The sequence below is a fragment of the Mycobacterium sp. MOTT36Y genome (assembly GCF_000262165.1).
In the GTDB taxonomy this organism is placed as follows: domain Bacteria; phylum Actinomycetota; class Actinomycetes; order Mycobacteriales; family Mycobacteriaceae; genus Mycobacterium; species Mycobacterium intracellulare.
On sequence record NC_017904.1, the window covers coordinates 1,945,325 to 1,968,362 of the forward strand.

Genomic DNA, 23,038 nt, shown 5'->3' on the forward strand with positions numbered 1-23,038 from the left:
CGACGTGGCGTCCGATAATGACCGTTGACAATATTGTGGAAACGTTATTCTCGGTCGGCTACCGTGAGCCTATGACGACGGCGCTGCGGGACGCCTTGCGGGCAGAGACGCTGGTGTTGTGCCTCGCGCTGCTCCACGCGCGCACGCCCGACGTTCCGGCGATCGCTGCGGCGTGTGGATACGACGCGGTGTACGTCGATCTCGAACACACATCGACGTCCCTGGATACCGCGCAGATGCTGTGCGCGAGCGCGCTCGGCGCGGGGATCTCCGGCCTGGTGCGGGTGCCGTCTAACGATCCCAGCGTCATCGCGCGCGTCCTGGACGGCGGCGCGGTGGGAGTTATTGTGCCGCATATAAATTCGAAGAAGGAGGCCGAACGAGTCGTGCAGGCCGCGCGATTTCCACCGATCGGCAACCGGTCCATTTCGGGTCCCAACGCGGTCAGCGGATACGCACCGCGAACAGCGCCCCAATTGGTGGAGCTGCTCGAACGGCGCACGGTCGTGGCCGTGATGATCGAGACCCCGGAAGCTGTCGAAGCAGCCGACTCCATCGCCGCCGTCGACGGCGTCGACATGATTCTCATCGGACCGAGCGATCTGACCGCCGAAATGGGCGTCCATGGACAGTATGAGAATGATCATTTCCACAGTGCAGTAGAATCGGTCGCGGCGGCTTGTCGTAGGCACGGCGTGGCGCTCGGTATTGCCGGAATAAAGTCGGTTGACCTGCTGAATCGATTCGTGGGACTGGGATTGCGATTCATCTCGGCGGGGACTGATGTCGGGATGATGACCGAGGCAGCCTCAGCCCGTGCGCAAGCGCTTCGCGGACTGCAGGGCCACCGCGACCACTGACAACGATCACCGAGAGTGACGCCCACACAACAGGAGGACCGGATGCCGACAGCCATCTACACCGAACGCGTCACCGACCCAATGGCGTGGACCGGCGCGGACTTCACGAGCAAGGAAGACTTCGCCTTCGACCTGTCCGCCCGCAATGTGGCTGCGCTGGAATCGATCCTGGCCAAGACGGCGAACAAGGACCGCGATGACATCACGCCAGAGGATGCTCGGCACCCCGACCTCGACGACGATCTGGCGCGGCTCTACCACGATCTGATGTTCGGCAAGGGCCTGGCCTGCGTGCGCGGCTTTCCGGTCGAGCAGCATTCGATTGAGGACCTCGAGCGCATCTACTGGGCGTTCTGCACGCACCTCGGCTATCTGGTGTCGAACAACTCCTTCGGTCACCGCATGGTGCGCGTTCAGGAAGAGATCCTGCCCGGCGGCGTGCAACCCGCTCGCGGCACGAAGTCTCGTGCCGAACTCGCGATGCACAACGACGCCGCCGACATCCTGTCGCTGCTGTGCGTCTACCCGGCGGCCCAGGGCGGCGAAAGCCAGTTCGCCAGCGGCCCGGCCGCGCACAATCGGATCCTGGCCGAACGCCCCGATCTGCTCGACGTGCTCTACGAGGGCTTTCCGCACCACCGACGTAGCGAACAACCCGATGACCAGCCCGATGTCACGCCCTACAACGTCCCGGTCTTCTCCCAGATCAACGGGCGAATCTGCATCAACTTCACCTACAGCAGCATCCTGCCGGCCATGAAGACGCTCGGGCGCGAATTCACCCCGAAGCAAGAAGAGGCCGTCGAGCTGCTGCGCAACATACTCGTCGACCAACAGGTCGAATTCCGTTTGGAGTCCGGGGAAGCGGCGGTGGCCAACAACTTCGCGATGTGCCACTCACGGTCGGACTTCGTCAGCAGCGACGACCCCAAGAAGGCCCGCTGCTTCCTGCGCGCCTGGATGGAGGTCCCGCGCGAAGATCGTCGGCTGCCGATCGGTCGCGAGTACTTCCACATGGAGAACAAGGATCTGCGGCTCGGATACGACGTGGTGCCCGGGCGCGACGGCGCGATCGCGCGCAACGACTACCGCAACGTCGACACGGCGCTGGCCGACATGTTCAAGGCGGCACAGGCCAAACCCAAGGCACGGCCATGAAAGGCGCACGACAAAGATGACCGGCGCGCCACGACCGCGGTTGGTCGTCGAGCGGTGGACTGACCCCGCCGCAGCGGACGTCCTGGAACTGTCCGGCATCGATATCGTCAAACTCGATCTGACCGCGCCCGCCGAATCAGGCTGGGCGGCATTGGAGTCCGCGCACGGCTATCAAGTCGCCACGCGAACCGATGTTGCCTCCGTGGCCGACGGCGCACAGTGGCTGGCCGGTGAGGCATTGATCGCGCGCTGCCCGTGCCTGCTGGCCGTCTGCTCGGCAGGAGCCGGATATGACGTCATCGATGTCGACGCGTGCACCCGCGCGGGGATAGCGGTGTGCAACAACTCTGGGCCGGGAGCGGAGGCGGTGGCCGAGCACGCCCTGGGATTCATGCTCGACCTCGCCAAGAAGATCACCGTCTCCGACCGCGCGCTACGGAGCGGTCCGCTTCGCGATCGGCTGGCCCTGCGGGGAACTCAACTGTTCGGCAAGACGCTCGGTGTCGTCGGGCTCGGTGCTATCGGGGGCCGCCTCGTCGAGTTGTGTGCGCCGTTCGGCATGGAGGTGCTGGTCTTCGATCCGTACCTCGACGAGACGACCGCGCGGTCTCGCGGTGTGCAGCAGGTGACGCTCGCCGAGCTCGTCGAACGTTCGGACTTCGTGCAGGTGACGTGCCCGCTGACGAGCGAGACGCGCGGGCTCATCGGCAGAACGCAATTCGCCGCGATGAAGCCGACCGCCTTCTTCATCACCACGGCGCGCGGGCCTGTTCATGACGAGGCGGCGCTGCTCGACGCGCTCGTCAGCGGCGGAATCGCCGGCGCGGGCCTCGATGTGTTCCACGAGGAGCCGCCCCGGCAGGACAACCCGCTGCTGCAACTCGACAACGTCGTTGCGACGCCGCACACCGCGGGCATCACGGTGGAGGCCGCGCGGGACATCGCCGTCGCCACCGCGACTCAGTGGCAGACGATCTTCGAAGGCCGCATGCCGCCTCGCTTGTTGAACCCGCAAGTCTGGCCTCGCTATTGCGAACGATTCCACGACATCCTTGGTGTTCACCCGACCGCGCGCGTCCCCGCGGCGGCGGAGTGAAAACGACTACCCCCCAACGAGTGTGAGAGAAGGACCGTGACTTGGCGACACACTACGACACGATCGAGGTCGAGGTCAGGGGCCATGCCGCCTGCGTGACCCTCAACCGTCCTGAGGTGCTCAACGCGATCAACGACGAGATGATCGCCGAACTCGCGGTGGCTTATGCGGAAATCGAACGCTCGCAAGATATCTGGACCGTGATCATCACGGGTGCCGGCCGTGCGTTGTGCGTCGGAGCCGACGTCAACAAGGCCGCCGACCACGACATGGAGAACGCGGCAGGCATCGACAACCAGGGCGAACCCATCCTCAGCTCGATGCGGCAGTGGGACGCCCCGCAGGAGGCGACGCCGCCGTGGCTGCAGATGACCAAGCCGATCATCTGCGCGGTGAACGGCATCGCCTGTGGGGCGGGAATGGACCTGGTGACCACGGCGGACATCACCATCGCGTCCGAGCGCGCGACGTTGATGGACCCGCATGTCAGCATCGGCGTGACCTCCGGGCGCGAGGGGGTCAGGCTGGCCCGTGTGCTCCCGCTGCCCGTGGCGATGCGGCTGATCCTGATGGGCAAGCACGAAAAGCTCGACGCGCAGCGCGCTTATGACTTGGGCGTCTTCACCGAAGTGGTCGCGCACGATGAGCTCATGGCGCGCGCCTGGGAGATCGCCGACATCGTGAATTCGAATGCACCGCTGGCGGTGCGTGGTTCACGGATGGCCGTGCGCAAAGGTCTGACGATGCCCATCTACGAGGCGGAACTGCTCGCCGAGAATTACCGGATGAAGGTGGCGCTGACGAAGGATGCCATCGAGGGGCCGCGCGCCTTCCTCGAGAAGCGCCAGCCGCAGTGGAAGGCGCTGTAGGGCTCGACCGGCTGCGTTACACCATCCCGAAGAAGTTCTTTGCGTTGGTGGACAGCACCTTTCGCTTGGTGTCCTCGTCCAGGCCCTCCGTCGCCTTGTTTGCGACCTCGAGACTCCGCGGCCAGTTCGTGTCGTTGTGCGGGTAATCGGTCTCGAACATGAGTTGGTCCGGCCCGACCAGATCCAGGATGCGGAACGCGACCGGATCGCCGAAGGTGGAGAACCACACTCGTCCGGGCACCTGGCTGCTCGGCGGTTCGGTCAAGAGGGGGTGGATGCCGCCCCACGCGCGCCGGTCCTCCCAGACCTCGTCGACACGCTGCAGGTAATAGGGGATCCAGCCCGCTTGTGCCTCGGCGAACGCGAGCTTGAGGCCGGGGAACTGCATGAGCTTGCCGGAGAACAACCAGTCGACCATGGCGATGGTGCAGTTGACGGCCATCAGTGCGCTCGTCACGACATGCGGGGAGTCGGGGGAGGACTTGGTCAGCGAAGAACTCGATCCGATGTGGAGCATGATCCCCACCTGATTTCGCTCGCACGCGGCGAAGAACGGGTCCCAATAGCCGCTGTGAATGGACGGCAGGTCGAGGCGAGAGGGCAGCTCGGAGAAGCACACCGCGCGCATCCCCCGGGCGGCCACCCTTTCGACCTCTTTCGCGGCGAGCTCGACGTCCCAGAGCGGGATGATGCCGAGCGGGATCAGCCGACCGTTCGAGCTGCCGCCCCACTCGTCGATCTGGAAGTCGTTGTAGGCCTCGACACAGAGCCTGGCGAGCTCCTTGTCCTTGCCGTACAGGAAGCGTTGGCCGCAAAAGCGTACGAGGGTGTTGGGAAAGCAGGCCGAGGCTTCGATGCCGGCAATGTCCATGTCCGCGAGCCGATCCGCGGGACGGTAGCAGCCGGGGCGCATCTCGTCATAGGTGATGGGGTCGGTGGTGAGTTCGTCGATTTCATAGCCGGCGGCCGCGCTGATGAGCGGGATCGGGATAACCGCGTCCTCGTAGTGCCAGATGTCCGCGTCGCGGCCCTCGTCGTCCTCGACGAAAGCCACATCGGACGTGACGGATGGATCCATGCGCCCGCGCGTGCGAACGATCCGCGGGCCGATGTCGCGATAGCGCTCGGGCAGCCGGCTGGTCCACAAATCGGCCGGCTCCACCAGATGGTCGTCCGGCGAGACGATGAGGATGTCTGCGCTCAACGCTGCACTCCTTCGAGAACGGCCCATGGCTTCAGTGAGTGGCACACGGATTCGGAAATGAGAATGACCGTTTCCACGGTACCGCATGAGGCGGCCCGGCGCGCCGGGGCACCTCTGGGCTGTCGTCGGACCAAGGTACCTCGGAGGCGTACCGGCGCTGGGAGAACCGCCCCACTGCGGGCCGCCGTCGAACCTTCGGGGCCGATGCCGGCAGTAATCACTTACCCGCAGTGAGAATCAACATGCACGTGTAGGTAGATCGCACATTTTCCGCGTCGGGCGGGTAGTCTTTTTCGCATTATGCCTACGAAGAAGCCCGCCGGCCCCGATCCCGAAACCGGCTTGGAATTGGTCGACAACAACGTCGAGCTGCACGGCTCGTGGCAGCAACGCACGATCGAGCGGCGTCTGAGTTCTGCCAGAGCGCGTGCTCTCGCGCGCAGTTCGCGGTTCCTGGCCACCGCGCTGGAATTGGTAGAGGAGTCGGGCAAGGCCGATTTCACGATCCAGACCCTCATCGACAGGTCGAATCTCAGCCTGCGAGCGTTCTACCAACACTTCGCGGGTAAAGAAGAACTGATGTTGGCGCTCTACGAGAACGTCACGAGTCAGTTCACCGAGGACATTCGCCACGAGGTCGCGGCCGCCGACGGTCCGATGGAGCAACTCGAGGCTTTCTGCCGGGGCGTTCTGTCCCGCGCGGAGTCGTCGGAAGCCGTCGGGGGCCGGGTCATGACGATCTACAACCTGAGCCTGGAGATCGAGCGGCCGGACGACTTCGCAAAGGTCTGGGAGCCGCACCTGAAGCTGCTGACCAAGATCCTCACGTCGTGTGCTCGGGCCGGACTGGTACGCACGGATCTGACCCCCGCGCAGCTGACCACGTTGCTGAACACCACGCTGACGGCGCTCGCTCAAATCGGCGTTTTTCATCTGGGCGGCAAGGGTTCCAAGCTGACGGAGGACCAGTTGTGGGCGTGGTGCAAACAGGCCGTCACGCCGCCCGCGTCGGACGTCAAAGCCAAGCCGGCGCGCAAGGCGCCGCGTGCCGCAGCCGGCGGACGGGCCGGACGGCCGAAGAAACTAACGGGGTAGGCCGAGCCCGCGCTGGGCGATGATGCTGCGCTGGATCTCGCTGGTGCCCGCATAGATCGTCGTGCCCAACGAGAATCGCAGCGAGTGGTCAAACCGCCCGCGTTCGGGAGCGGTCGGCTCGAGGTAGCTGCGTAGACCGTCCGGGCCGACGAGTTCGAACACGTCCTGGCTGGCACGCTCGAGCGCCTCGGTGCTGAACACCTTGGACATCGACCCCTCGGCCACAGGTATGTCGCCCTGCTCGACCATCCACACGCACCGGCGCTGCAGCAGCATCGACACCTCAGCCTCCATCGCGACGCGGGCGAGCCGGCGCCGGACGTCAGTATTGGCGATCGGCAGTGAGCCGTCGCGGGACGCGCTGGTGGTTGCCCAATGCTCGGCATGGTGCAGCAGCCGGATCAGGTGCGGCCCCCATCCGGACGCGTGCTCGTCTTGCAGCGACAGGCTGAGCACCTGCCAGCCGCCATCGACTTCGCCGATGCGCCACTCGTCGCCGATCCGGACGTCGCTGTAGAAGGTGATGTTGGTGCGTTCCCCGGAAAGCGTCCATACGGCTTGTGCCGCAAAGCCATCAGAGTCGCCCGGCACCAGGAACATCGTCAGGCCTTTGTGTTTCGGCTTGTCCGGGTTCGTGCGCGCAAGCAGGAACACGAAGTCGGCGAGGTGACCGTTGGTGGTGAACATCTTGGAGCCGTTGATCACCCACCCGTCGCCGTCGCGCACGGCGCGGGTGGCGGCCGCCGCGACGTCCGACCCGCATTCGGGTTCGGTGAAGCCGAGCGCAATGGTGATGTCGCCGTTGATGGCTCCGGTGAGGATGCGGTCCTTCAAGAAGGGGGTGCCGATCTGACGGATGATCGCCGCCACCATCCTGGTTGTCTCGGAGAGGTACACCGGCGCGTCATACCGCATCAGTTCCTCTTTGACGACCTGATCGTCCCAGGCGTTGCGGCTCTGTCCGCCGAACTGGACGGGCCAGGCCGGAGCGAAATAGCCCTTTTCGACGAGACTTTTGGCGAACTCGTCGTCGTGTGCGACCCCGCTGCGGTAGATGCGTTCCTCGAATTCGGGGGTCAACACGTCGTGCAAGTGGGCACGGAGTCCGTCGCGGTAGGTCTCGGTCTCCGTATCGAGCTGAAAGTGCATGTATGCACGCCAATCTGTCGTGGCACGCGGCCCAGGACGGTACGCATGGCAATGTTAATCTCAATTTTGAGAGTAACCATATCCGCACGTGACGGGGCGATAACGTGGACCTGAGCCTGACGGGCGAACAGAGACAGTTGGTGGATTCGTTCGCCGCGCTGTTTGCGCGCGAGTCGACATCCGAACGAGTCCGGGCGGCCGAGCCGTTGGGCTTCGACCTCAAGCTGTGGAAGGCCCTGCTGGAGACGGGGGCGGTGGAGATGGCGGTCGACGAGGCGGCCGGCGGATGGGGCGCGCCCGAACTGGAACTCGCGTTGATCGCCGAACAGTTCGGACGCGCGGTCGGGTCCGCTCCCGTCATCGAAGCGCAGGTTGCCGCGCGGCTGCTGGCGGCGTCCGGCGAGGCCGGTACCGGGCTTTTGAATGAGGTCCTCGCCGGGGAGCAGCTGGTCACGTTCGCGCCTCGCACCGGTCGCGGTGGGCGGTTGGGGTTGGTGCCCGGCGGGGCGGTGGCAGACCACGTCATCGCCCTGGCCCAGGGGCGGCTGCTGGTGGTTCCGATCGGAGAGAACCGCACCATAGTGGAAAATCTTGGGTCAATGCCGCTGGCGGACATCATGATTGACGATCCCGTCGTGCTTGCGGATGGACCGCGGGCGCGCGGCCTATTCGATGGCGCCGTTGACCTGTGGCTCGCGCTGACCGCCGCGGCTTTGGCGGGCGCGGCCCAGAGGGCCGTGGAGATCGGCGTCGACTACGCCCAGCAACGTCATGCGTTCGGAACCGCGATCGGCTCGTTCCAGGCGGTGTCTCACCCGCTGGCTGACAGCGCCACCGCCGCCGATGGGGCGCGGCTGCTCGGGCTCAAAGCCGCGTGCGCATTCGCCGACGAGCCCGATTGCGTTCGCGAACTGGCTGCGATGGCGTTCGCATTCGCCTATGAGACGGCGCGCGACGCCACGCGGCGCAGCCTGCACATTCAGGGCGGATACGGGTTCGGCATGGAGGGCGACATCCAGCTTTACTATCGCCGGGTTCGGGGATGGGCAATGGTTTTCGGCGAACCCGCGGTCGCATTGGACCGGGTGGCCGATGCGCGCTATGGCGCCGCCGCGGAGTGACCAGAATCGCGACGCGCAAGGATCGCGAAGCTCAGCGTGGCACGCGCCGCGAGTCGGTCGCGGCCAACGTCGAAGACGTCGACGGCGACAACGATCATCCGTTTTCCCGCGCGCACCAACGTGGCGACCGCACGCGCGGGGCCATCGACGATCGGTGCCAGGAAATGGATGGACATGTCCGCGGTTCCCGCGCCGTCGCCGTCGCCGGCATATTTGACCGCAAGGCGCCCTGCGGCGACGTCGATGAGAGTGGCTACCAGCCCACCCTGCAGCGCGCCGCGAATGTTCCTCAGGTCTCCTCGGTTGTGCAGGTCAACGACGACCGAGTCATCGGTGTCGACGACGTCGTAGAACGGCAGCTGGGCGAAAAGATGTCCCGGAACGGTGACGTCCATAGGGCGTGGCGCCGCGGGCGAGTTATTGGTCACCGGCACAACGTTAGACGCTGGACCGGACCTGATCTTTCACGGCCAAGACAACCGGGGGAGCGCTCCGCCAGTTCGGCACCCCTTGCTCCTCGCCGGCGGTGGGGAGCTTGTCCTCCCGGATCTGGGCCCAGTGCGAGTGATTCAATTGGTGCAACGCGAAACACGACTGCAGCGCGTTGTAAAAACCCATGTTGTCGACCGATTGGTTTACCGACTCTTTGATGAGCAGGGCCGCCATCGTGGGCACCTCCGCGATGCGTCGCGCCAACTCGAGAGTGCCCTCGGCCAGTTCGTCGCGCCGGAAGATCTTGCTCACCATGCCGAGCCGGTAGGCCTCTTCGATCCCGATCGCGTCACCGGTGAGCATGAGCTCCTTCGCGCGCCGCGGTCCGAATTCCCAGGGATGGCCGAAGTATTCCATGCCGCACATGCCCAGCCGCGTGCCTACCACATCGGCGAAGCGCACCTCTTCGCTGCCCACGATGAGGTCACAGGCCCAGATCAGCATGAGTCCCGCCGAGAACACGTCGCCGTGCACCTGGGCGATGGTGATCTTTCGTAGGTTGCGCCAGCGCAGGTTGTTTTGAAAGAAATAGTGCCATTCCTGCAGCATGGTCCGCTCCGCTCCATCGCGCGTACCGCCGTTGATGGTCACGGTGGGGTGCTGGCCGGGCCCGGGGCCGAACTCGGCACGCGCCTGCTTGGAGCCGATATCGTGGCCCGACGAAAACATCGGGCCCTCGCCGGCCAAGACGACGACGCGGACGTTGTCATCGGATTCGGCGCGGGCAAACGCCTCGTCGAGTTCGACCAGCATGCCGCGGTTTTGGGCGTTGCGCTGGTCGGGGCGGTTCAGCGAGATCCGAACGATCACGCCGTCGTCGAAGGTCTCCCACTTCAAGAATTCGTAATCGCTCACCGTTCGCCCCTTCTTCCCGCATCCGGTAATGGTGTTATCTCTATATGAGAAGATATGTTCTCACAGTTCGGCGCGCGACGACCGGAAGGGGTGCCGATGGCGGACGGTCGAGGTAAGCCACGAGTGATCCTGTGGGGTCCTGGTCAGGTCGGCATCGGCGCGTTGCGTGCCCTCATCGCCCATCCCGGCCTAGAGCTGGCCGGCGTCGTGGTGCACGCGGAAGCCAAGGACGGCAAGGACGCCGGCGACCTGTGCGGGATGCCCGCGACCGGCGTCATCGCTACGCGGGACATCGGTGCCGCACTATCGGTGGACGCCGACGTGGTGGCCTACTTCGCGTCCGGTGACTATCGCTACCACGACGCGGCGGTGGACATCGCGCGCTGCCTGCGCGCTGGCAAGCACGTGGTGTGTACCTCGTTGGTGCCCATGTGTTATCCGCCCGCTGCAGACCAGGAAACCGTCGAACTGCTCGAGGCGGCCTGTGCGGAGGGCGGCACCAGCTTTTTCAACAGCGGTGTCGATCCGGGCTGGGCGAACGATGTGATCGCGCTGACGATGACGGGCTTCAGCAGCCGTGTCGACGGCATCACCATGCTCGAGATGCTCGATTACGGCCCGATCAATCAACCCGACATCATGTTCGACTTCATGGGATTTGGGCATACCCCCGATCATCCGGCGCCGCTCTTCGACCCCGACCGCCTCGCCGCGTTGTGGGGACCCACCGTGCATCTGGTCGCGGATGGTGTTGGCCTGCCACTCGATCGCGTCGAGACGACGATCGAGAAATGGTTGGCGACAGAGCGTTACGAAGTGGCGTCGGGGTGGATCGAACCGGGAACCATGGGAGGAATGCGATTCAAGCTCGCCGGAATGGTCGGCGGAGAGGAACGCGTTGTGCTGGAACACATCACCCGAATGGGCGACGGTGCCGCACCGGATTGGCCGCGGCATCCATCACCGCTCGGTGGCTACCGGGTCATCGTGGACGGCCTGCCCACCTACACCGTCGACATCGAGATGCACGGCCGCGGGAACAACATGCGCGGCCTGACCTACGCGACGGTCATGCGCGAACTCAATGCCATCCCCGCGGTGATGGCCGCACCAGTTGGTTTGCTGTCCACCCTCGATCTGCCGTTGGTCACCGGTCCCGTGCGCGGCGGAACCTGGCGGGGCGTGCTGCCCGCAAAGGCGAAGCTGTGAGCGAACAACCGGTCCCGCCCGCATCGGTGGATCTATGGGAGGTCATGCGGACCGCGTCGGCGGTACGGCGCTATCGCGACGAACCCGTCTCCGACGAGGTCATCGACGCGTGTCTGCGCGCGGCGAGTTGGGCTCCGTCCGGCGGCAACCAGCAGCCGTGGAAGTTTGTGGTGCTGCGATCGAGCGCTCTGCGCGACGTGGTCACGGCGGCGGCTCACAAGACATGGGAGGTCATGACCGAGTTCTATCGGCTTTCGATGCCCGAGGACGAGGCTGACGACCCCAAGTCGCGCGTGCTGCGCGCGATGGCTGAGCACATGAGCGTCGGTGGCGCGGCGCCCGTGCTGGTGCTGTTCTGTGTCCAGCCGCAGCGGGGAACCACCGAACTACAGCAGGGAGGGTCGATCTTTCCCGCGGTCCAGAACTTCCTGTTGGCGGCCCGCGCGCAAGGCCTGGGCGCGGCGATCACCCTGTGGCACGGGTCCTGCGAGGATCAGCTGCGGTCCATGGTCGCAATCCCTGACGACTGGAAGATCGCGACCTTGCTCACGGTGGGCTGGCCCAAGGGCGGGCACCACGCGGTGCGGCGCAAACCGCTTGAAGAGGTGGCGGCGATCGATCGTTGGGATCAATCCTGGAGCAAGAGGATGGCGTAAGGGACCCAGCGGTCGAAATCGTGCTGCTTCAACTGCATTCCTGTCGCCAATGTGCGGGCGGCCGCGTGGTCTGACGCGCCTCACCCGGTCGACGGGACGGGAGATGAGCCGCCCCACCTGCTGCTCAGCGGGGGGTGAGTGAGCACGGCTGGCGTTACATTTGCCTGTGCTAGTGTAACTGCGTTGTCGCAACGGGCCGACGGGAAACTGATGACCGCTGAGCAAGTCATGCCTGCGGAGATCGCCGCAGGGACCCGCACCGACGTCGGCGAAGTCATGAGCACTTCGCTTACACCGCGACATTCGACATCGAAATCGTGCAGCCCGGCGCCGACGGCGTCGGCCCCATTCAGCTGAACAGCCCTGCAGCCCCGATGGAGTTCTGATGACCGTGCCCACCGCCCCCACCGAATCCGACCTGTACTACGACCCCTACAACATCGACCTCAACATGAACCCCTATCCGGTGTTCGCCCGGATTCGGGAAGAGGCCCCGCTGTACTACAACGAACAGCACGACTTCTACGCGCTGAGCCGCTACGACGACGTCAACAAGGCGGTTATCGACCACGAGACGTTCATCTCCGGGCGCGGAGCCCTGCTTGAGATCATCAAGTCGGGCATGGAAATACCGCCGGGCACACTGATTTTCGAGGATCCGCCGATCCACAACATTCACCGCAACCTGCTGTCGCGGGTGTTCACTCCGCGCAAGGTGCTCGCACTCGAGCCGCAGATCCGCGAGTTCACCGCGCGCTGCCTGGATCCGCTGGTCGGGTCGGGTCGGTTCGACTTCGTCAACGACCTCGGCGAGCAGATGCCCATGCGCGTCATCGGCATGCTGCTGGGGCTCCCGGAAGACCGGCAGCGGCAGATCACCGACCACGGCGAGGAGACCCTGCAGGGGAAGACCGTCGACGCGCTGGCCACCGGCGAGGTGTTCGCGGAGTTCGTCGACTGGCGCGCCGAACACCCGTCCGACGACATCATGACCGACCTTCTCAACGCCGAGTTCGAGGACGAGACCGGCACGGTGCGCAAGCTGCGCCGCGACGAGCTGTTGATGTACTTGACGGTCATCGCCACGGCCGGTTCCGAGACCACCACCCGTCTGATCGGCTGGGCCGGTAAGACGCTGGCCGACTACCCGGATCAGCGCCGTGATCTGGTGGAGAACCCGGGACTGATTCCTCAGGCGATCGAGGAGATCCTGCGATGGGAGCCGCCGGCGCTCCAGATCGCCCGCTACGTCACCCGCGATGTCGAGTACTACGGCCAGACCGTGCCGAAGGGTTCGGCGATGCTGATGCTCGTCGGCGCGGCCAACCGCGACCACCGCCGGTTCCCGCCGGACGGTGACGTCTTCGACATCTACCGGGAACAGCGTTCGCACATGACCTTTGGCGCGGGCACGCATTTCTGCATGGGCAACGCGCTGGCCCGCCTGGAGGGTCGGATCGCGTTGGAGGAGATCCTCAAGCGTTTCCCGGCATGGGAGGTCGACTGGGCCAACGCGGCGCCGTCGGAGACCGCCGCGGTCCGCGGCTGGGCGGCCATGCCCACGTTGGTGTCCCGGTCATAGCGAACGTCGGCTACGGGCCCGCCCACTCCACGACGTCGCAGAGCGCGCGCCGCGGCGTGGGCGGCAAGGCGGCCGCGCTGTCCGCGGCCCAGCCCACCCGCAGCAGCATCTGCGGATAGCCCTGCGCGCCCCACACGTCGTCGCGGACGGCGTCGCGTGTTTCCGGGATTTCCAGGGGCTCGGTGATCGGGCAAGACGCCAGTCCCATCACCGTCGCCGTCAACAGCAGCGCGCTGGTGGCCTCGCCGGCGCGGAGTTGAGCCAGGCGGTCCTCGGCTTCGCTGCCGAGCACCAGAATGATGGCATTGTCCTGCGCGGGTGAGGTGCCGGGCGGCTGCGCGAGGCCCGGTCCGGCGAAGATGCGGCCGGGGATCGGTGCGCCGCAATCGTGTTCGGGGATGTTGCGGGCCGGCACCCCGGCCCGCGACCCGTATCGACCGCTCCATCGGGCGAGCTCGACAAGGTAATCGCGGTCGGTCGCGTGGGCCAGCGCGGCTCGCTTGACGATGTCGTGCAGCCTTTCCCGCGCGTCGACGACGCGCAGCGTCACTCCCATCTGAGCGGCCACGGCCGCCATCGCGGCGATTTCAGTTGCCGCCACCGGGCGCGCGCTATAGGTCCGCCGATCCGTTCGGCGCCGCGGGATTGCCTCCGCCAGGACGGTCTCGGCGCTATCGGGGGAGTGCGGGGATACCTCGATGGCGGCAAGGTGGCCGGGATCGGCTGGATCGGGTAGGCGGTGCACGTCAGCGCGCCAACCCATCGCCGCCAATGCGACGACGCAATGGTGAAGCGCTGCACCGCAACTCAAGATCAGATCCCGGCCGTCTGTGTCGGTGCTGGGTAATTGCATGCCCGGATCGGTGTAGAGGTGCAGGCTCGTGCGGTCCACGCGCCACCGCCACGGCTGCGTGTTGTCGATGGAAGGGGCCCGCGTGGCCAGCGTGAGGACCGCCTCGATGTCCCGAGCGTCGGGGAAAGGCCGAAGGGCTCCGCCGCTGTGCCGATGATCTTGCTTTGTGACCGTGTCCAACACGACTGCCTCCGGGTTTTCGGCGACCGATCCTCTTGCGTCCAGGGATATATAAATGAATAATATCCTCTAAATAGGCAGTGGGCAACAAGGCGAAGGGATGCTCGGCGCAGATGGTCCCCGAGACGGCAACAACGTCCGAGCGAAGGGCGCTGAGTGTTAATGCACGGCGCCAAAACATCTTTGGCCCGCAGGCCGCCGCCTATTCGGGGTATTACCGCCTCGGCTTGGGACTTTTGGCCCTGCCGCCGCGGCCGCGCCGGGAAGAGAATGGTGTTACGACTAGTTGCAGATAAAGTTGGGAGGTGGCGGCCGTGGATCAACTGACAACCCTTGACGCCGGCTTTCTGAAGGCGGAAGACGCCGACCGGCACGTGAGTTTGGCGATCGGCGGTCTGGCGGTCATCGAGGGACCGATCCCGGAGCGTGATGCGCTGATGGCGACCCTCGCCGAGCGGATTCGCTTGTGCCCGCGGTTCGGACAGCGCCTGCGAACGCGCCCCTTCGACCTCGGTGCACCCGTGTGGGTGGACGATCCGGACTTCGATCTCGGCCGTCACGTGCGGCACATCGCCCTACCGCGACCGGGCAACGACCGAGAGTTGTACCAGTTGGCCGCCGACGTGATCTCCCGCCGCCTCGACCGGGATCGCCCGCTGTGGGAAATCTGGCTCATCGAGGGCCTCAGCGACAACCGGTGGGCGATGCTCACCAAGATCCACCACTGCATGGCCGACGGCATCGCCGCTACCCACATGCTTGCCGGCCTATGCGATGACGGCATCGGCGAGAGCTTCGCAAGCCATATCCATGCCGCCAAAGGATCTGAACGACAAGGAGTCTCATCCGGTCGACCGGCAATCAATCCGTGGAAAATCCTCGGCGGGCTGTGGAACACCTCGGTCGCGATCACGGCCGCCACCGCCCGCACCGCGTTGGGCGCCGCGGAGATTACCGCCGGTTTATTGCGTCCCACGACGACGTCGCTGAACGGGCCGATAACCACGTTGCGCCGCTACGGCGTCGCGCGGGTTCCCCTGGCCGACATCGCGCAGGTGTGCCAAACCTTCGATGTCACCATCAATGACGTTGCGCTGGCCGCCATTACGGAGAGTTACCGCAACATCCTCGTTCAGCGGGGTGAAGCACCGTTGCCGGACGCGCTGCGGGCGCTGGTGCCGGTGTCGATGCGATCGGTCGATGCGTTGGACAGGACGGACAACCGCGTGTCGGTGATGCTGCCGTACCTGCCGGTCGACGAGGAACACCCGATAGAGCGGCTGCGGACCGTCCATTCTCGCTTGGGCCGCACCAAGTCTCACGGGCAGAGCCAGGCAGGCCACGCATTCGTGTCGATGGCCAACCGCATTCCCTTTCCGCTGACGGCGTGGGCGGTCCGGTTGTTGACCCAGCTGCCGCAGCGCGGTGTCACCACCTTGGCGACGAATGTCCCCGGGCCGCGCCGGCCGCTGCGGCTCATGGGCCGACGGGTGCTCAGCGTGTTCCCCGTCCCGCCGATCGCCATGCAATTGCGGACCGGGGTCGCGATGCTGAGCTATGCCGAGGACCTGTTCTTCGGGGTCCTGGCCGACTATGAGGCCGTCGCCGACATCGATGCGCTGGCCCGCGGGATCGAGCTGGCCGTGGCACGGCTGGTCGCGATCAGCAAGCAACGCAAACGAACACGCGGTCGCCGGGGGCTATCGCTGGTGGTCAACGTCTAGCCATCACCGCGGACGGAAAGACGCGGTCAGTCATGATGCCGCACAACGGGTTCGGGCAAGAACAGTCGGCAGGCACCGGGTTCGGCGAACGGAATGAGGTCCAGGCCCGGTGTGTCGGTGACGCCGAGCCGCTCCAGCATTCCCTCGACGATCCCGAGGTGGACCTGACAGACGATGGCCGGGTAGCGACGGGCGGCGTCCAGCAGCGGGCAGCGGCGCAGGGCGATGCCTCGGTGTGCGCCCGCTACGTCGGGCGCGAAACCGAGGCGGGCCAGCGCCTCGAGCACGGACCGCCGCGCATCGCCGCCGGCGTGGCTGCGCTCGTCGAGGAGTTCGCGTCCCCACTCGACGCCTGCGGCGCGCGCGTCGCGCTCGGGCTGCGCGCTGGTGCGAGCCAGCTGTCCGGCCAGCGCGGTCGCCAAACCCGCGTAGTCCCGCATCGCCACCGCGGGGTCGGCGGCCGAAGCCCGATACAGCGTTGCCGGACGCCCGCGCCCGGGTGTCCTGGCGGTGGATCGCTCGACGAGCCCGAGCTCGACGACGGCGTCCAGATGCTCGCGAACGGTGTTGGCGTGCAGGTCAAGAGCCGCTGCCACGTCGATGACCCGGACGGGGGAGTGCGCGCGCACGTGGTCGAGCACCCGCAGCCGCTGCCCGGACAGCGCGACGGGCGCCTCAAGCACCGGCGTCGGTCGGGGGCCCAGGACGACCGGCTCTTTTTTCACGGAATTTATTGTAGTAAATTATTGGACGTCGCACACTGCAATGAGCTCAGCGTGGCGATCGGGCTCGACGAAAGGAACCGAACATGCCGGCCAACGATGTGATCGTGGCGTCCACAGCTGCCGATGCCGGCGCGGTCGAAGCCATCACGAACCACCACGCGCAGCTGGCCGGGCAGCTCGCGGTGCTCACCGACGCGATGGTCACGGCGGTCGAGCGCGGCGCGGACTTCGAGCCGGCGCGTGCCGCGGCCCTGGTCTTCCTGGCCGGTGAATTGCTGCCGCACGCGGCCGCCGAGGAGGACCGCCTGTACCCGGCCGCCACGCGCACCCCGCGGGCGCGGCCCCTGATCGAATCGATGATCGCGGCGCACCGCATCATCGGCTCCCTCGTCGACGGCATCCGCACGGAACCGCCGGTGCGCGCGGCCGGTTCCGCCCAAGCCCTGCGGGTGCTGTTCGACGCACACCTGGTCGACGAGAACGAGCGGATCCTGCCGATCGTCGCCGCCGACCCGGATGTCTCCCTGGTGGAGGTGACCGAGGGCATGCACGAACTCCTCGGCCGCACGCATGCCGTCAACGGCGCGGAGCCATCGCACAATTGCGGCTGCGGCGAAACCGATTCCGATGATCCCGTGCTCGACGTCCGTGAGGTGCCGCATTCGATCCGGCACGCGACGGTGTTCGGCGCGTTCGACGCGGTTCCGGCTGGTGGTGCCCTGGTGCTGGTGGCTCCCCATGACCCGATTCCGCTGCTGCGCCAACTCGACCACCGCGTCTCGGGCCGACTCGAGATCCGCTACGAGCAGCGCGGTCCGGAGGCGTGGCGGTTGCGGCTGATCAAGCGATGAGGGTCGGTACGGCCCAGGCCTAGCCCGGAAACCGTTTGCTGTCAGGGTGATTCGCCGAGCATCTAGTCTTCGCGCGAGAGCGCCGCGCGCGGGCACGCGGCGACGGCCTGCTCGGCGAGCGCTTCCTGCTCTGGGGGAACCGGGTCGGTGCGGACCACGGCGTACTCGTCATCGTCGAGTTCGAACACCTCGGGTGCGATGTTCACACAGAAAGCATTGCCCTCACAGCGATCACGGTCCACAACCACGCGCATTCGAGAATCCTCCTTCGGCAGTTCAGCGGGCTGAAAGCCTCACGCGTTCGCCTGCTGGCACTCCCATCCGTCGGGAGTGCGCCCGGTCTCGATGAACCGGGCCAGTTCCGCGCTCGTGTGCGGCGGCAGGTCGGTGTCGGCGCTCGGATAGATGACCGGCTCCTCTTTGGAGTTGTGCTGCTGCAGCTGATCCAGCAGCTGCGTGCACGTATCCCGGAGCTGCTGGCTGTCGTCACCGGCGGCGAGCAGATCCGTCAGCGTGGCCATGGTGTGCCACAGCTCGCCGTGCTCGCGCATCATCACGAAGATGGGCATCGCCATCCCTCCTTCCCGCAGCGGCGGGAACAGGAAGACCTCCTCGAGGTAGATGTGCCGGCGCAGTGCTTCCAGCGTGGTGGTCATGAGTTCGCGCTGCAAGCTGCCACAGTCGAGCTTTTCGATGAAAGTCGCTATCGCATCGTCGATTTCGTGGTGTTCCCGTGTCAGCTCGGCGGATAGCGTCAGGCTGGCCATACGTGTCTCCTCTGCGTCGGGCAGATTCTGTTCTAGTCGAGCTCGGCGTCGACACTGATCTTGGCGCCGGCGAACAGTCGCGACACCGGGCACAGGGCGGCGGCCTGATCGACCACGGCGGCAAAGGATTCGGCATCCACACCCGCGACGCTTGCCCTGACCTTCAGCTGCGACGTGGTGATCGTCGGGACTCCATCGACCGCATCCAGGGTCACGGTGGCGGTGACCTCGAGTCGCTGCGGCGGAGTGTGGTTTTCGCCCAATTTCAGGGCCAAGGCCATCGAAAAGCACGACGAGTGCGCCGCCGCCGCAAGTTCTTCCGGACTTGTCTTGCCGCCGGGCTGCTCGGTGCGAGAGGCCCAGGTCAGCGGTAGGCCATCGAGGGCTCCACTGCTGCCCTGCGACAGTTTGCCCTCGCCCGACGCCAACGGGCCTTCCCAGGTGGTTCGCGCCGCACGTTCCGCGATGCTCATAGTCCCCGATCCCTTTCTCCGGTGTTCTCGGCTTTTATACAAGTTCCATTTGTGTAAACTCTAGATGTCGTTGCGCGGGTTGGCCAGAGCGATCGGCCATCGTCATGGTGCTGACGGCCGCCGGTACGCGGTGATGACGTCAGAATCGGGGTCGATGCCCAGGCCCGGCCCCCGCGGGACCGAAATCCGGCCCGCCGTCGGGGTGAGGGCATCGCCGTAGATGAACGCTTCCAGCTCGAACCAACGCCACTCGATCATGGCGTCGGTGCCGCCGAGCGCAGCGGTCGCATGAAGCGCCGCGAGCAATCCGGGACCGTCGTAAAAAGAGTGCGTCATCACCGGGGTGTTGTGGACGGCCGCGAGAGGAAAAACCTCGCTCAACTCGCTGATGCCTCCCATCTTGGCCGGGCTGGGCTGAACAAAGTCCACCGCTCCCGCGGCGAGCATCCGCTCGAATTCCAGTAGGGTAGAAGCGTTCTCGCCGGACGAGATCGGCATACCGGTGTTTCGTCGCAGTGCGGCCAGGCCCTCGAAATTCTCCGGCGGCCACAGCGGCTCCTCGAGGAATTTGAGCCGAACCGACCTGAGTTCGTCAGCGACGGCAGCGGCTTCAGTCAGGGTCCAGAGGCAGCCGGCGTCCACGATCAACTCGACGTCGGGCCCGGCTTCCTCGCGGGCCGCACGGATCGCCGGCATGTCCGCCTCGTGCAGCTTGAGCGCCGCAAAGCCGGCGTCGAGGGCTTGCCGGACGACCGCGCGGACTAGCGACGGGTCGTTATAGCAGGCGAGGCTTGCATAGCACGGCAGGGCGGCGACCCCGCCACCGAGGAGCTGGGACACCGGAGCGTTGGCGAGCTTGCCGGCGATGTCCCACAGGGCGATGTCGACCGCCGAGAGGGCATAGGTCAACGCACCGCCACGCCCGAACACGTGCAGCTTCTTTTGAATCTCCATCATCAGCGGGCGGATTCGCGTGGCGTCCCTGCCGAGGCAGAGCGGTGCGATGAGTTGATCGACAGCGAGTTTGGCCGAATCGACGGCGCTGAAACCGAACGCTTCCCCCCAGCCTTCCACTCCGTAATCGGTGGTCACCTTGACAAGCAGCGAGTCCGCCGCGGTCAACGGGTCGCCCCACAGCGACGCTCCAGGTGTGCTGCCCGCCTTGAGCGGGATTCGCAGGGGAATCGTCTCGATCGTGGCGATGACCGCGGCGCGGTCAGCGGTGATGGGCGTCATTCCGCTCCTGTGTGGCCCGCGGGTGTAGGCCGTCTTTCATGAGCGTCTCCTTCTCGAGTTATTGTGTCCGGCAAGCGGTTTGCGTTATTTTTTGCTGAGCAATTTGCGCAGCACGTACTGCATGATGCCGCCGTGCCGGTAGTAGTCGGCTTCGCCGGGAGTGTCGATGCGCACCTTCGCGTCGAACTCCACGTCACCGGCTTTGACGTGCAAGGTGTCGGGCAGCTCGTCGTTGAATGCGCTCACCCCGGTGATGTCGAGGGTTTCCTCACCGGTCAGTCCCAACGACTCGGCATCCTGTCCGTCCGGGAACTGCAGCGGCAACACTCCCATCCCGATCAGGTTGGAGCGGTGGATGCGCTCATAGGAAACCGCCAATACGGCGTGCACGCCCAGCAGCAGGGTCCCCTTGGCCGCCCAGTCTCGCGACGAGCCCGAGCCATATTCCTTACCCGCCAGGATCACCAGCGGCGTGCCGGCTGCGATGTAGTTCACCGAGGCGTCGTAAATGGTGGTAACCGGCCCGTCGGACTGGGTGAAGTCGCGGGTGAAACCGCCTTCGGTGTCCGGGGCAAGTTCGTTGCGCAGCCGGATGTTGGCGAACGTACCGCGGATCATCACCTCGTGGTTGCCGCGCCGGGATCCGTAGGAGTTGAAGTCTTTGCGCTCAATGCCGTTCTCGGACAGATACTTTCCAGCCGGCGAGTCGGCTCTGATCGATCCTGCCGGACTGATGTGGTCGGTGGTGACCGAGTCGCCCAACTTGGCCAGCACGCGCGCGTCGGTGATGTCATCGATCGGTCGGGGTTCGCGTGTCATGCCGTCGAAGTAGGGCGGCTGACGCACGTAGGTGGAGTCGTCGTCCCACTGGAAGGTGTCGCTATCGGGCACCGGAAGCGAACGCCAGTTCTCGTCGCCCGTGAAGACATTGGCGTAGCTCGCGGCGAACATCTCGGCCTGCAGATGGTCCTTGACGACCGCGTCGACCTCTTCGGCTGACGGCCAGATGTCCCGGAGGTATACCGGCCCGCCGTCGCTGCCGGTGCCGATCGGATCACTCAGCAGATTGGTGTGCAAGGTACCGGCCAGCGCGTAGGCGACCACCAGCGGTGGGGAGGCCAAAAAATTCATCTTGGTCTCGGGGTGAATGCGGCCCTCGAAGTTGCGGTTGCCCGATAGCACCGAACACACCGTCAGGTCATTGTCGGTCACCGCTGTGCTCACCTCGGGGATCAGCGGGCCAGAGTTCCCGATGCACGTGGTGCAGCCATAGCCCACTAGGTTGAAGCCGAGCTTGTCCAAATACGGTGTCAGTCCCGACTTTTCGTAGTAGTCGGTGACCACCCGTGAACCGGGGGCCAGTGAGGTCTTGACCCAGGGTTTGCGGCTGAGACCCTTCTCCACCGCCTTCTTGGCCAGCAGTGCGGCGCCTACCATCACCGACGGGTTGGAGGTGTTCGTGCACGACGTGATCGCTGCGATCACCACGTGACCGTTGTCGACTTCGGTGCGGGTGCCGTCGGACAATTCGACGACCACGGCGGTCGATAGCCACTCACCCTCGACGCAGTCGGTGTCCGGCGTACGCGGTCTGCCCGCAGGGCTGCTGGTGTTGCCGAACGCGATCGGGTCGCTGGCCGGGAACGAGTCTGCCGAAGCCTCATCGAGTTCGGACAAGGCCTCCTCGGTTGTCTTCGCCCCGCCGAGCAGCGCGCACACGGTCTGCGGCGCCAACCGCAGCGGGATGCGATCTTGCGGCCGTTTCGGCCCGGCGATCGACGGCTCGATGCTGCCCAGGTCCAACTCGAGGACTTGCGAGTACGTCGGCTCGCGGTCGGGGTCGTGCCACATGCCCTGCTCTTTGGTGTAAGCCTCGACCAGCTTGATCTGGTGTTCGGAGCGGCCGGTCAGCCGCAAGTAGTCGCACGTGACGGCGTCGACGGGGAAGATCGCGCAGGTGGCCCCGTACTCCGGACTCATATTGCCGATGGTGGCCCGGTTGGCCAGCGGCACGTTGGCCACCCCGGGACCGAAGAATTCGACGAATTTGCCGACCACGCCGGTACGACGCAGCAGCTCGGCCACGGTCAACACCAGGTCGGTGGCCGTGGTGCCGGCCGGTAGTTCGCCGCTGAGTTTGAGGCCGACGACCGGCGGGAGCAGCATGCTCATCGGTTGGCCCAGCATCGCCGCCTCGGCCTCGATGCCGCCCACGCCCCAGCCCAATACACCCAGGCCGTTGACCATCGGGGTATGCGAGTCGGTGCCGACCAGGGTGTCGGGGTAGGCCAGCGGGCCGTCCGCGCTGTCGCGGGTGAACACCACTCGGGCCAGGTATTCAAGGTTGACCTGGTGGCAGATGCCGGTGTCTGGAGGCACTACCGAAAAGTCGTCGAATGCCTGCTGCGCCCAGCGCAGCAATTGGTAGCGCTCAGCGTTCCGCTGAAACTCCAGCTCCGCGTTGATCTTGAACGCGTCCGCGCGTCCGAAGACATCGGCGATCACCGAGTGGTCGATCACCAACTCGGTCGGGCACAGCGGGTTGATCCTCTTGGTGTCGCCGCCCAGATCGGTGATGGCGTCGCGCATCGCGACCAGGTCGACCACACATGGCACGCCCGTGAAGTCCTGCATCAAGACACGGGCGGGGGTGTAGGCGATCTCCTGGCCATGTTCGGCGGCCGGATCCCAATCTGCCAGTGCCTGGACTTGCTCGGCCGTCACCAGATGGCCGTCTTCGTTGCGCAGCAGATCTTCCAGCAGAACCTTCAGGCTGTACGGCAGCCGGGCCGAACCGTCGATTCGATCAAGGCGGTGGATGAGGTATGACTGCTCGTCGACCGTAAGCCGGTCCAGGGTTCCAAAGCTGTTCGATGCCATCGC

22 protein-coding genes are annotated in these 23,038 nt (G+C 65.7%); 11 read left to right on the plus strand and 11 right to left on the minus strand.

Going from position 1 to position 23,038, the window contains the following annotated elements; translation table 11 throughout:
• Positions 1-17 precede the first annotated feature (17 nt).
• The 4 genes from W7S_RS09100 to W7S_RS09115 are packed head-to-tail and all read left to right on the plus strand — an operon-like array spanning position 18 to position 3,983.
• Positions 18-860 (plus strand): HpcH/HpaI aldolase/citrate lyase family protein, encoded by an 843-nt coding sequence (locus W7S_RS09100; protein WP_020822155.1) that lies wholly within the window; start codon positions 18-20, stop codon positions 858-860.
• Positions 861-902: 42 nt separating this feature from the next.
• Positions 903-2,018 (plus strand): TauD/TfdA family dioxygenase, encoded by a 1,116-nt coding sequence (locus W7S_RS09105; protein ID WP_008255444.1) that lies wholly within the window; start codon positions 903-905, stop codon positions 2,016-2,018.
• Between the two features lie 16 nt (positions 2,019-2,034).
• Positions 2,035-3,114: a hydroxyacid dehydrogenase gene (locus tag W7S_RS09110; RefSeq protein WP_008255445.1), complete on the plus strand. Its 1,080-nt coding sequence runs from the start codon at positions 2,035-2,037 to the stop codon at positions 3,112-3,114.
• Positions 3,115-3,155: 41 nt separating this feature from the next.
• A complete protein-coding gene (locus tag W7S_RS09115) occupies positions 3,156-3,983 on the plus strand; it encodes an enoyl-CoA hydratase/isomerase family protein (RefSeq protein ID WP_008255447.1) in 828 nt (275 codons plus the stop codon).
• A gap of 16 nt (positions 3,984-3,999) precedes the next feature.
• On the opposite strand, the gene W7S_RS09120 is transcribed toward W7S_RS09115, so the two are convergent.
• Positions 4,000-5,187 (minus strand): amidohydrolase family protein, encoded by a 1,188-nt coding sequence (locus W7S_RS09120; RefSeq protein WP_008255450.1) that lies wholly within the window; start codon positions 5,185-5,187, stop codon positions 4,000-4,002.
• A 300-nt stretch (positions 5,188-5,487) separates the two neighbouring features.
• On the opposite strand from W7S_RS09120, the gene W7S_RS09125 reads away from it, so the two are divergent.
• The gene (locus W7S_RS09125; RefSeq protein ID WP_008255452.1) at positions 5,488-6,282 is read left to right on the plus strand and encodes a TetR/AcrR family transcriptional regulator; all 795 of its coding nucleotides are present in this window, start codon (positions 5,488-5,490) and stop codon (positions 6,280-6,282) included.
• On the opposite strand, the gene W7S_RS09130 is transcribed toward W7S_RS09125, so the two are convergent.
• Positions 6,271-7,431, minus strand: a complete 1,161-nt coding sequence (locus tag W7S_RS09130; RefSeq protein ID WP_008255454.1) for an acyl-CoA dehydrogenase family protein — start codon at positions 7,429-7,431, stop codon at positions 6,271-6,273. The two genes, W7S_RS09125 and W7S_RS09130, sit on opposite strands and share 12 nt — an antisense overlap.
• A gap of 104 nt (positions 7,432-7,535) precedes the next feature.
• Between W7S_RS09130 and W7S_RS09135 the strand changes: the two genes are divergently transcribed.
• Positions 7,536-8,552, plus strand: a complete 1,017-nt coding sequence (locus tag W7S_RS09135; protein ID WP_008255456.1) for an acyl-CoA dehydrogenase family protein — start codon at positions 7,536-7,538, stop codon at positions 8,550-8,552.
• Here W7S_RS09135 and W7S_RS09140 read toward each other — a convergent pair.
• Positions 8,531-8,947 carry a PaaI family thioesterase gene (locus W7S_RS09140; protein ID WP_008255458.1) on the minus strand — a complete coding sequence of 139 codons (417 nt, stop codon included), beginning with the start codon at positions 8,945-8,947 and terminating at the stop codon, positions 8,531-8,533. The genes W7S_RS09135 and W7S_RS09140 overlap by 22 nt on opposite strands.
• A 43-nt stretch (positions 8,948-8,990) precedes the next feature.
• Positions 8,991-9,899, minus strand: coding sequence for an enoyl-CoA hydratase (locus tag W7S_RS09145; protein WP_008255460.1), 909 nt, complete (start codon positions 9,897-9,899; stop codon positions 8,991-8,993).
• A gap of 123 nt (positions 9,900-10,022) precedes the next feature.
• On the opposite strand from W7S_RS09145, the gene W7S_RS09150 reads away from it, so the two are divergent.
• The 3 genes from W7S_RS09150 (at position 10,023) to W7S_RS09160 (ending at position 13,346) form a co-directional block, all read left to right on the plus strand.
• Entirely contained in the window at positions 10,023-11,108 is a 1,086-nt protein-coding gene (locus W7S_RS09150) for a dihydrodipicolinate reductase (RefSeq protein ID WP_008255462.1), read from the plus strand.
• Between the two features lie 44 nt (positions 11,109-11,152).
• Positions 11,153-11,764: a nitroreductase family protein gene (locus W7S_RS09155; protein WP_008255464.1), complete on the plus strand. Its 612-nt coding sequence runs from the start codon at positions 11,153-11,155 to the stop codon at positions 11,762-11,764.
• Between the two features lie 385 nt (positions 11,765-12,149).
• Complete coding sequence (locus W7S_RS09160) at positions 12,150-13,346, plus strand: cytochrome P450 (RefSeq protein WP_008255465.1); 1,197 nt, start codon at positions 12,150-12,152, stop codon at positions 13,344-13,346.
• 10 nt (positions 13,347-13,356) lie between these two features.
• On the opposite strand, the gene W7S_RS09165 is transcribed toward W7S_RS09160, so the two are convergent.
• Positions 13,357-14,382 (minus strand): nitroreductase family protein, encoded by a 1,026-nt coding sequence (locus W7S_RS09165; protein WP_014711347.1) that lies wholly within the window; start codon positions 14,380-14,382, stop codon positions 13,357-13,359.
• Between the two features lie 311 nt (positions 14,383-14,693).
• Here W7S_RS09165 and W7S_RS09170 point away from each other — a divergent pair, with 311 nt between their 5' ends.
• Entirely contained in the window at positions 14,694-16,103 is a 1,410-nt protein-coding gene (locus W7S_RS09170; protein WP_008255467.1) for a wax ester/triacylglycerol synthase family O-acyltransferase, read from the plus strand.
• A 26-nt stretch (positions 16,104-16,129) separates the two neighbouring features.
• On the opposite strand, the gene W7S_RS09175 is transcribed toward W7S_RS09170, so the two are convergent.
• Complete coding sequence (locus tag W7S_RS09175; RefSeq protein WP_008255468.1) at positions 16,130-16,828, minus strand: metalloregulator ArsR/SmtB family transcription factor; 699 nt, start codon at positions 16,826-16,828, stop codon at positions 16,130-16,132.
• Between the two features lie 83 nt (positions 16,829-16,911).
• Here W7S_RS09175 and W7S_RS09180 point away from each other — a divergent pair, with 83 nt between their 5' ends.
• Complete coding sequence (locus W7S_RS09180) at positions 16,912-17,679, plus strand: DUF2249 domain-containing protein (RefSeq protein WP_008255476.1); 768 nt, start codon at positions 16,912-16,914, stop codon at positions 17,677-17,679.
• Between the two features lie 62 nt (positions 17,680-17,741).
• On the opposite strand, the gene W7S_RS09185 is transcribed toward W7S_RS09180, so the two are convergent.
• The 5 genes from W7S_RS09185 to W7S_RS09205 form a co-directional block, all read right to left on the minus strand.
• On the minus strand, positions 17,742-17,933 hold the full coding sequence (locus W7S_RS09185) for a ferredoxin (RefSeq protein ID WP_008255478.1): 192 nt from the start codon (positions 17,931-17,933) through the stop codon (positions 17,742-17,744).
• Between the two features lie 39 nt (positions 17,934-17,972).
• Positions 17,973-18,446 (minus strand): hemerythrin domain-containing protein, encoded by a 474-nt coding sequence (locus W7S_RS09190; RefSeq protein ID WP_008255480.1) that lies wholly within the window; start codon positions 18,444-18,446, stop codon positions 17,973-17,975.
• A gap of 32 nt (positions 18,447-18,478) precedes the next feature.
• Positions 18,479-18,919: an OsmC family peroxiredoxin gene (locus W7S_RS09195; RefSeq protein WP_008255483.1), complete on the minus strand. Its 441-nt coding sequence runs from the start codon at positions 18,917-18,919 to the stop codon at positions 18,479-18,481.
• A gap of 102 nt (positions 18,920-19,021) precedes the next feature.
• Positions 19,022-20,155, minus strand: a complete 1,134-nt coding sequence (locus tag W7S_RS09200) for a mandelate racemase/muconate lactonizing enzyme family protein (protein ID WP_008255485.1) — start codon at positions 20,153-20,155, stop codon at positions 19,022-19,024.
• Between the two features lie 84 nt (positions 20,156-20,239).
• The gene (locus tag W7S_RS09205; RefSeq protein WP_008255488.1) at positions 20,240-23,035 is read right to left on the minus strand and encodes an aconitate hydratase; all 2,796 of its coding nucleotides are present in this window, start codon (positions 23,033-23,035) and stop codon (positions 20,240-20,242) included.
• Positions 23,036-23,038 lie beyond the last annotated feature (3 nt).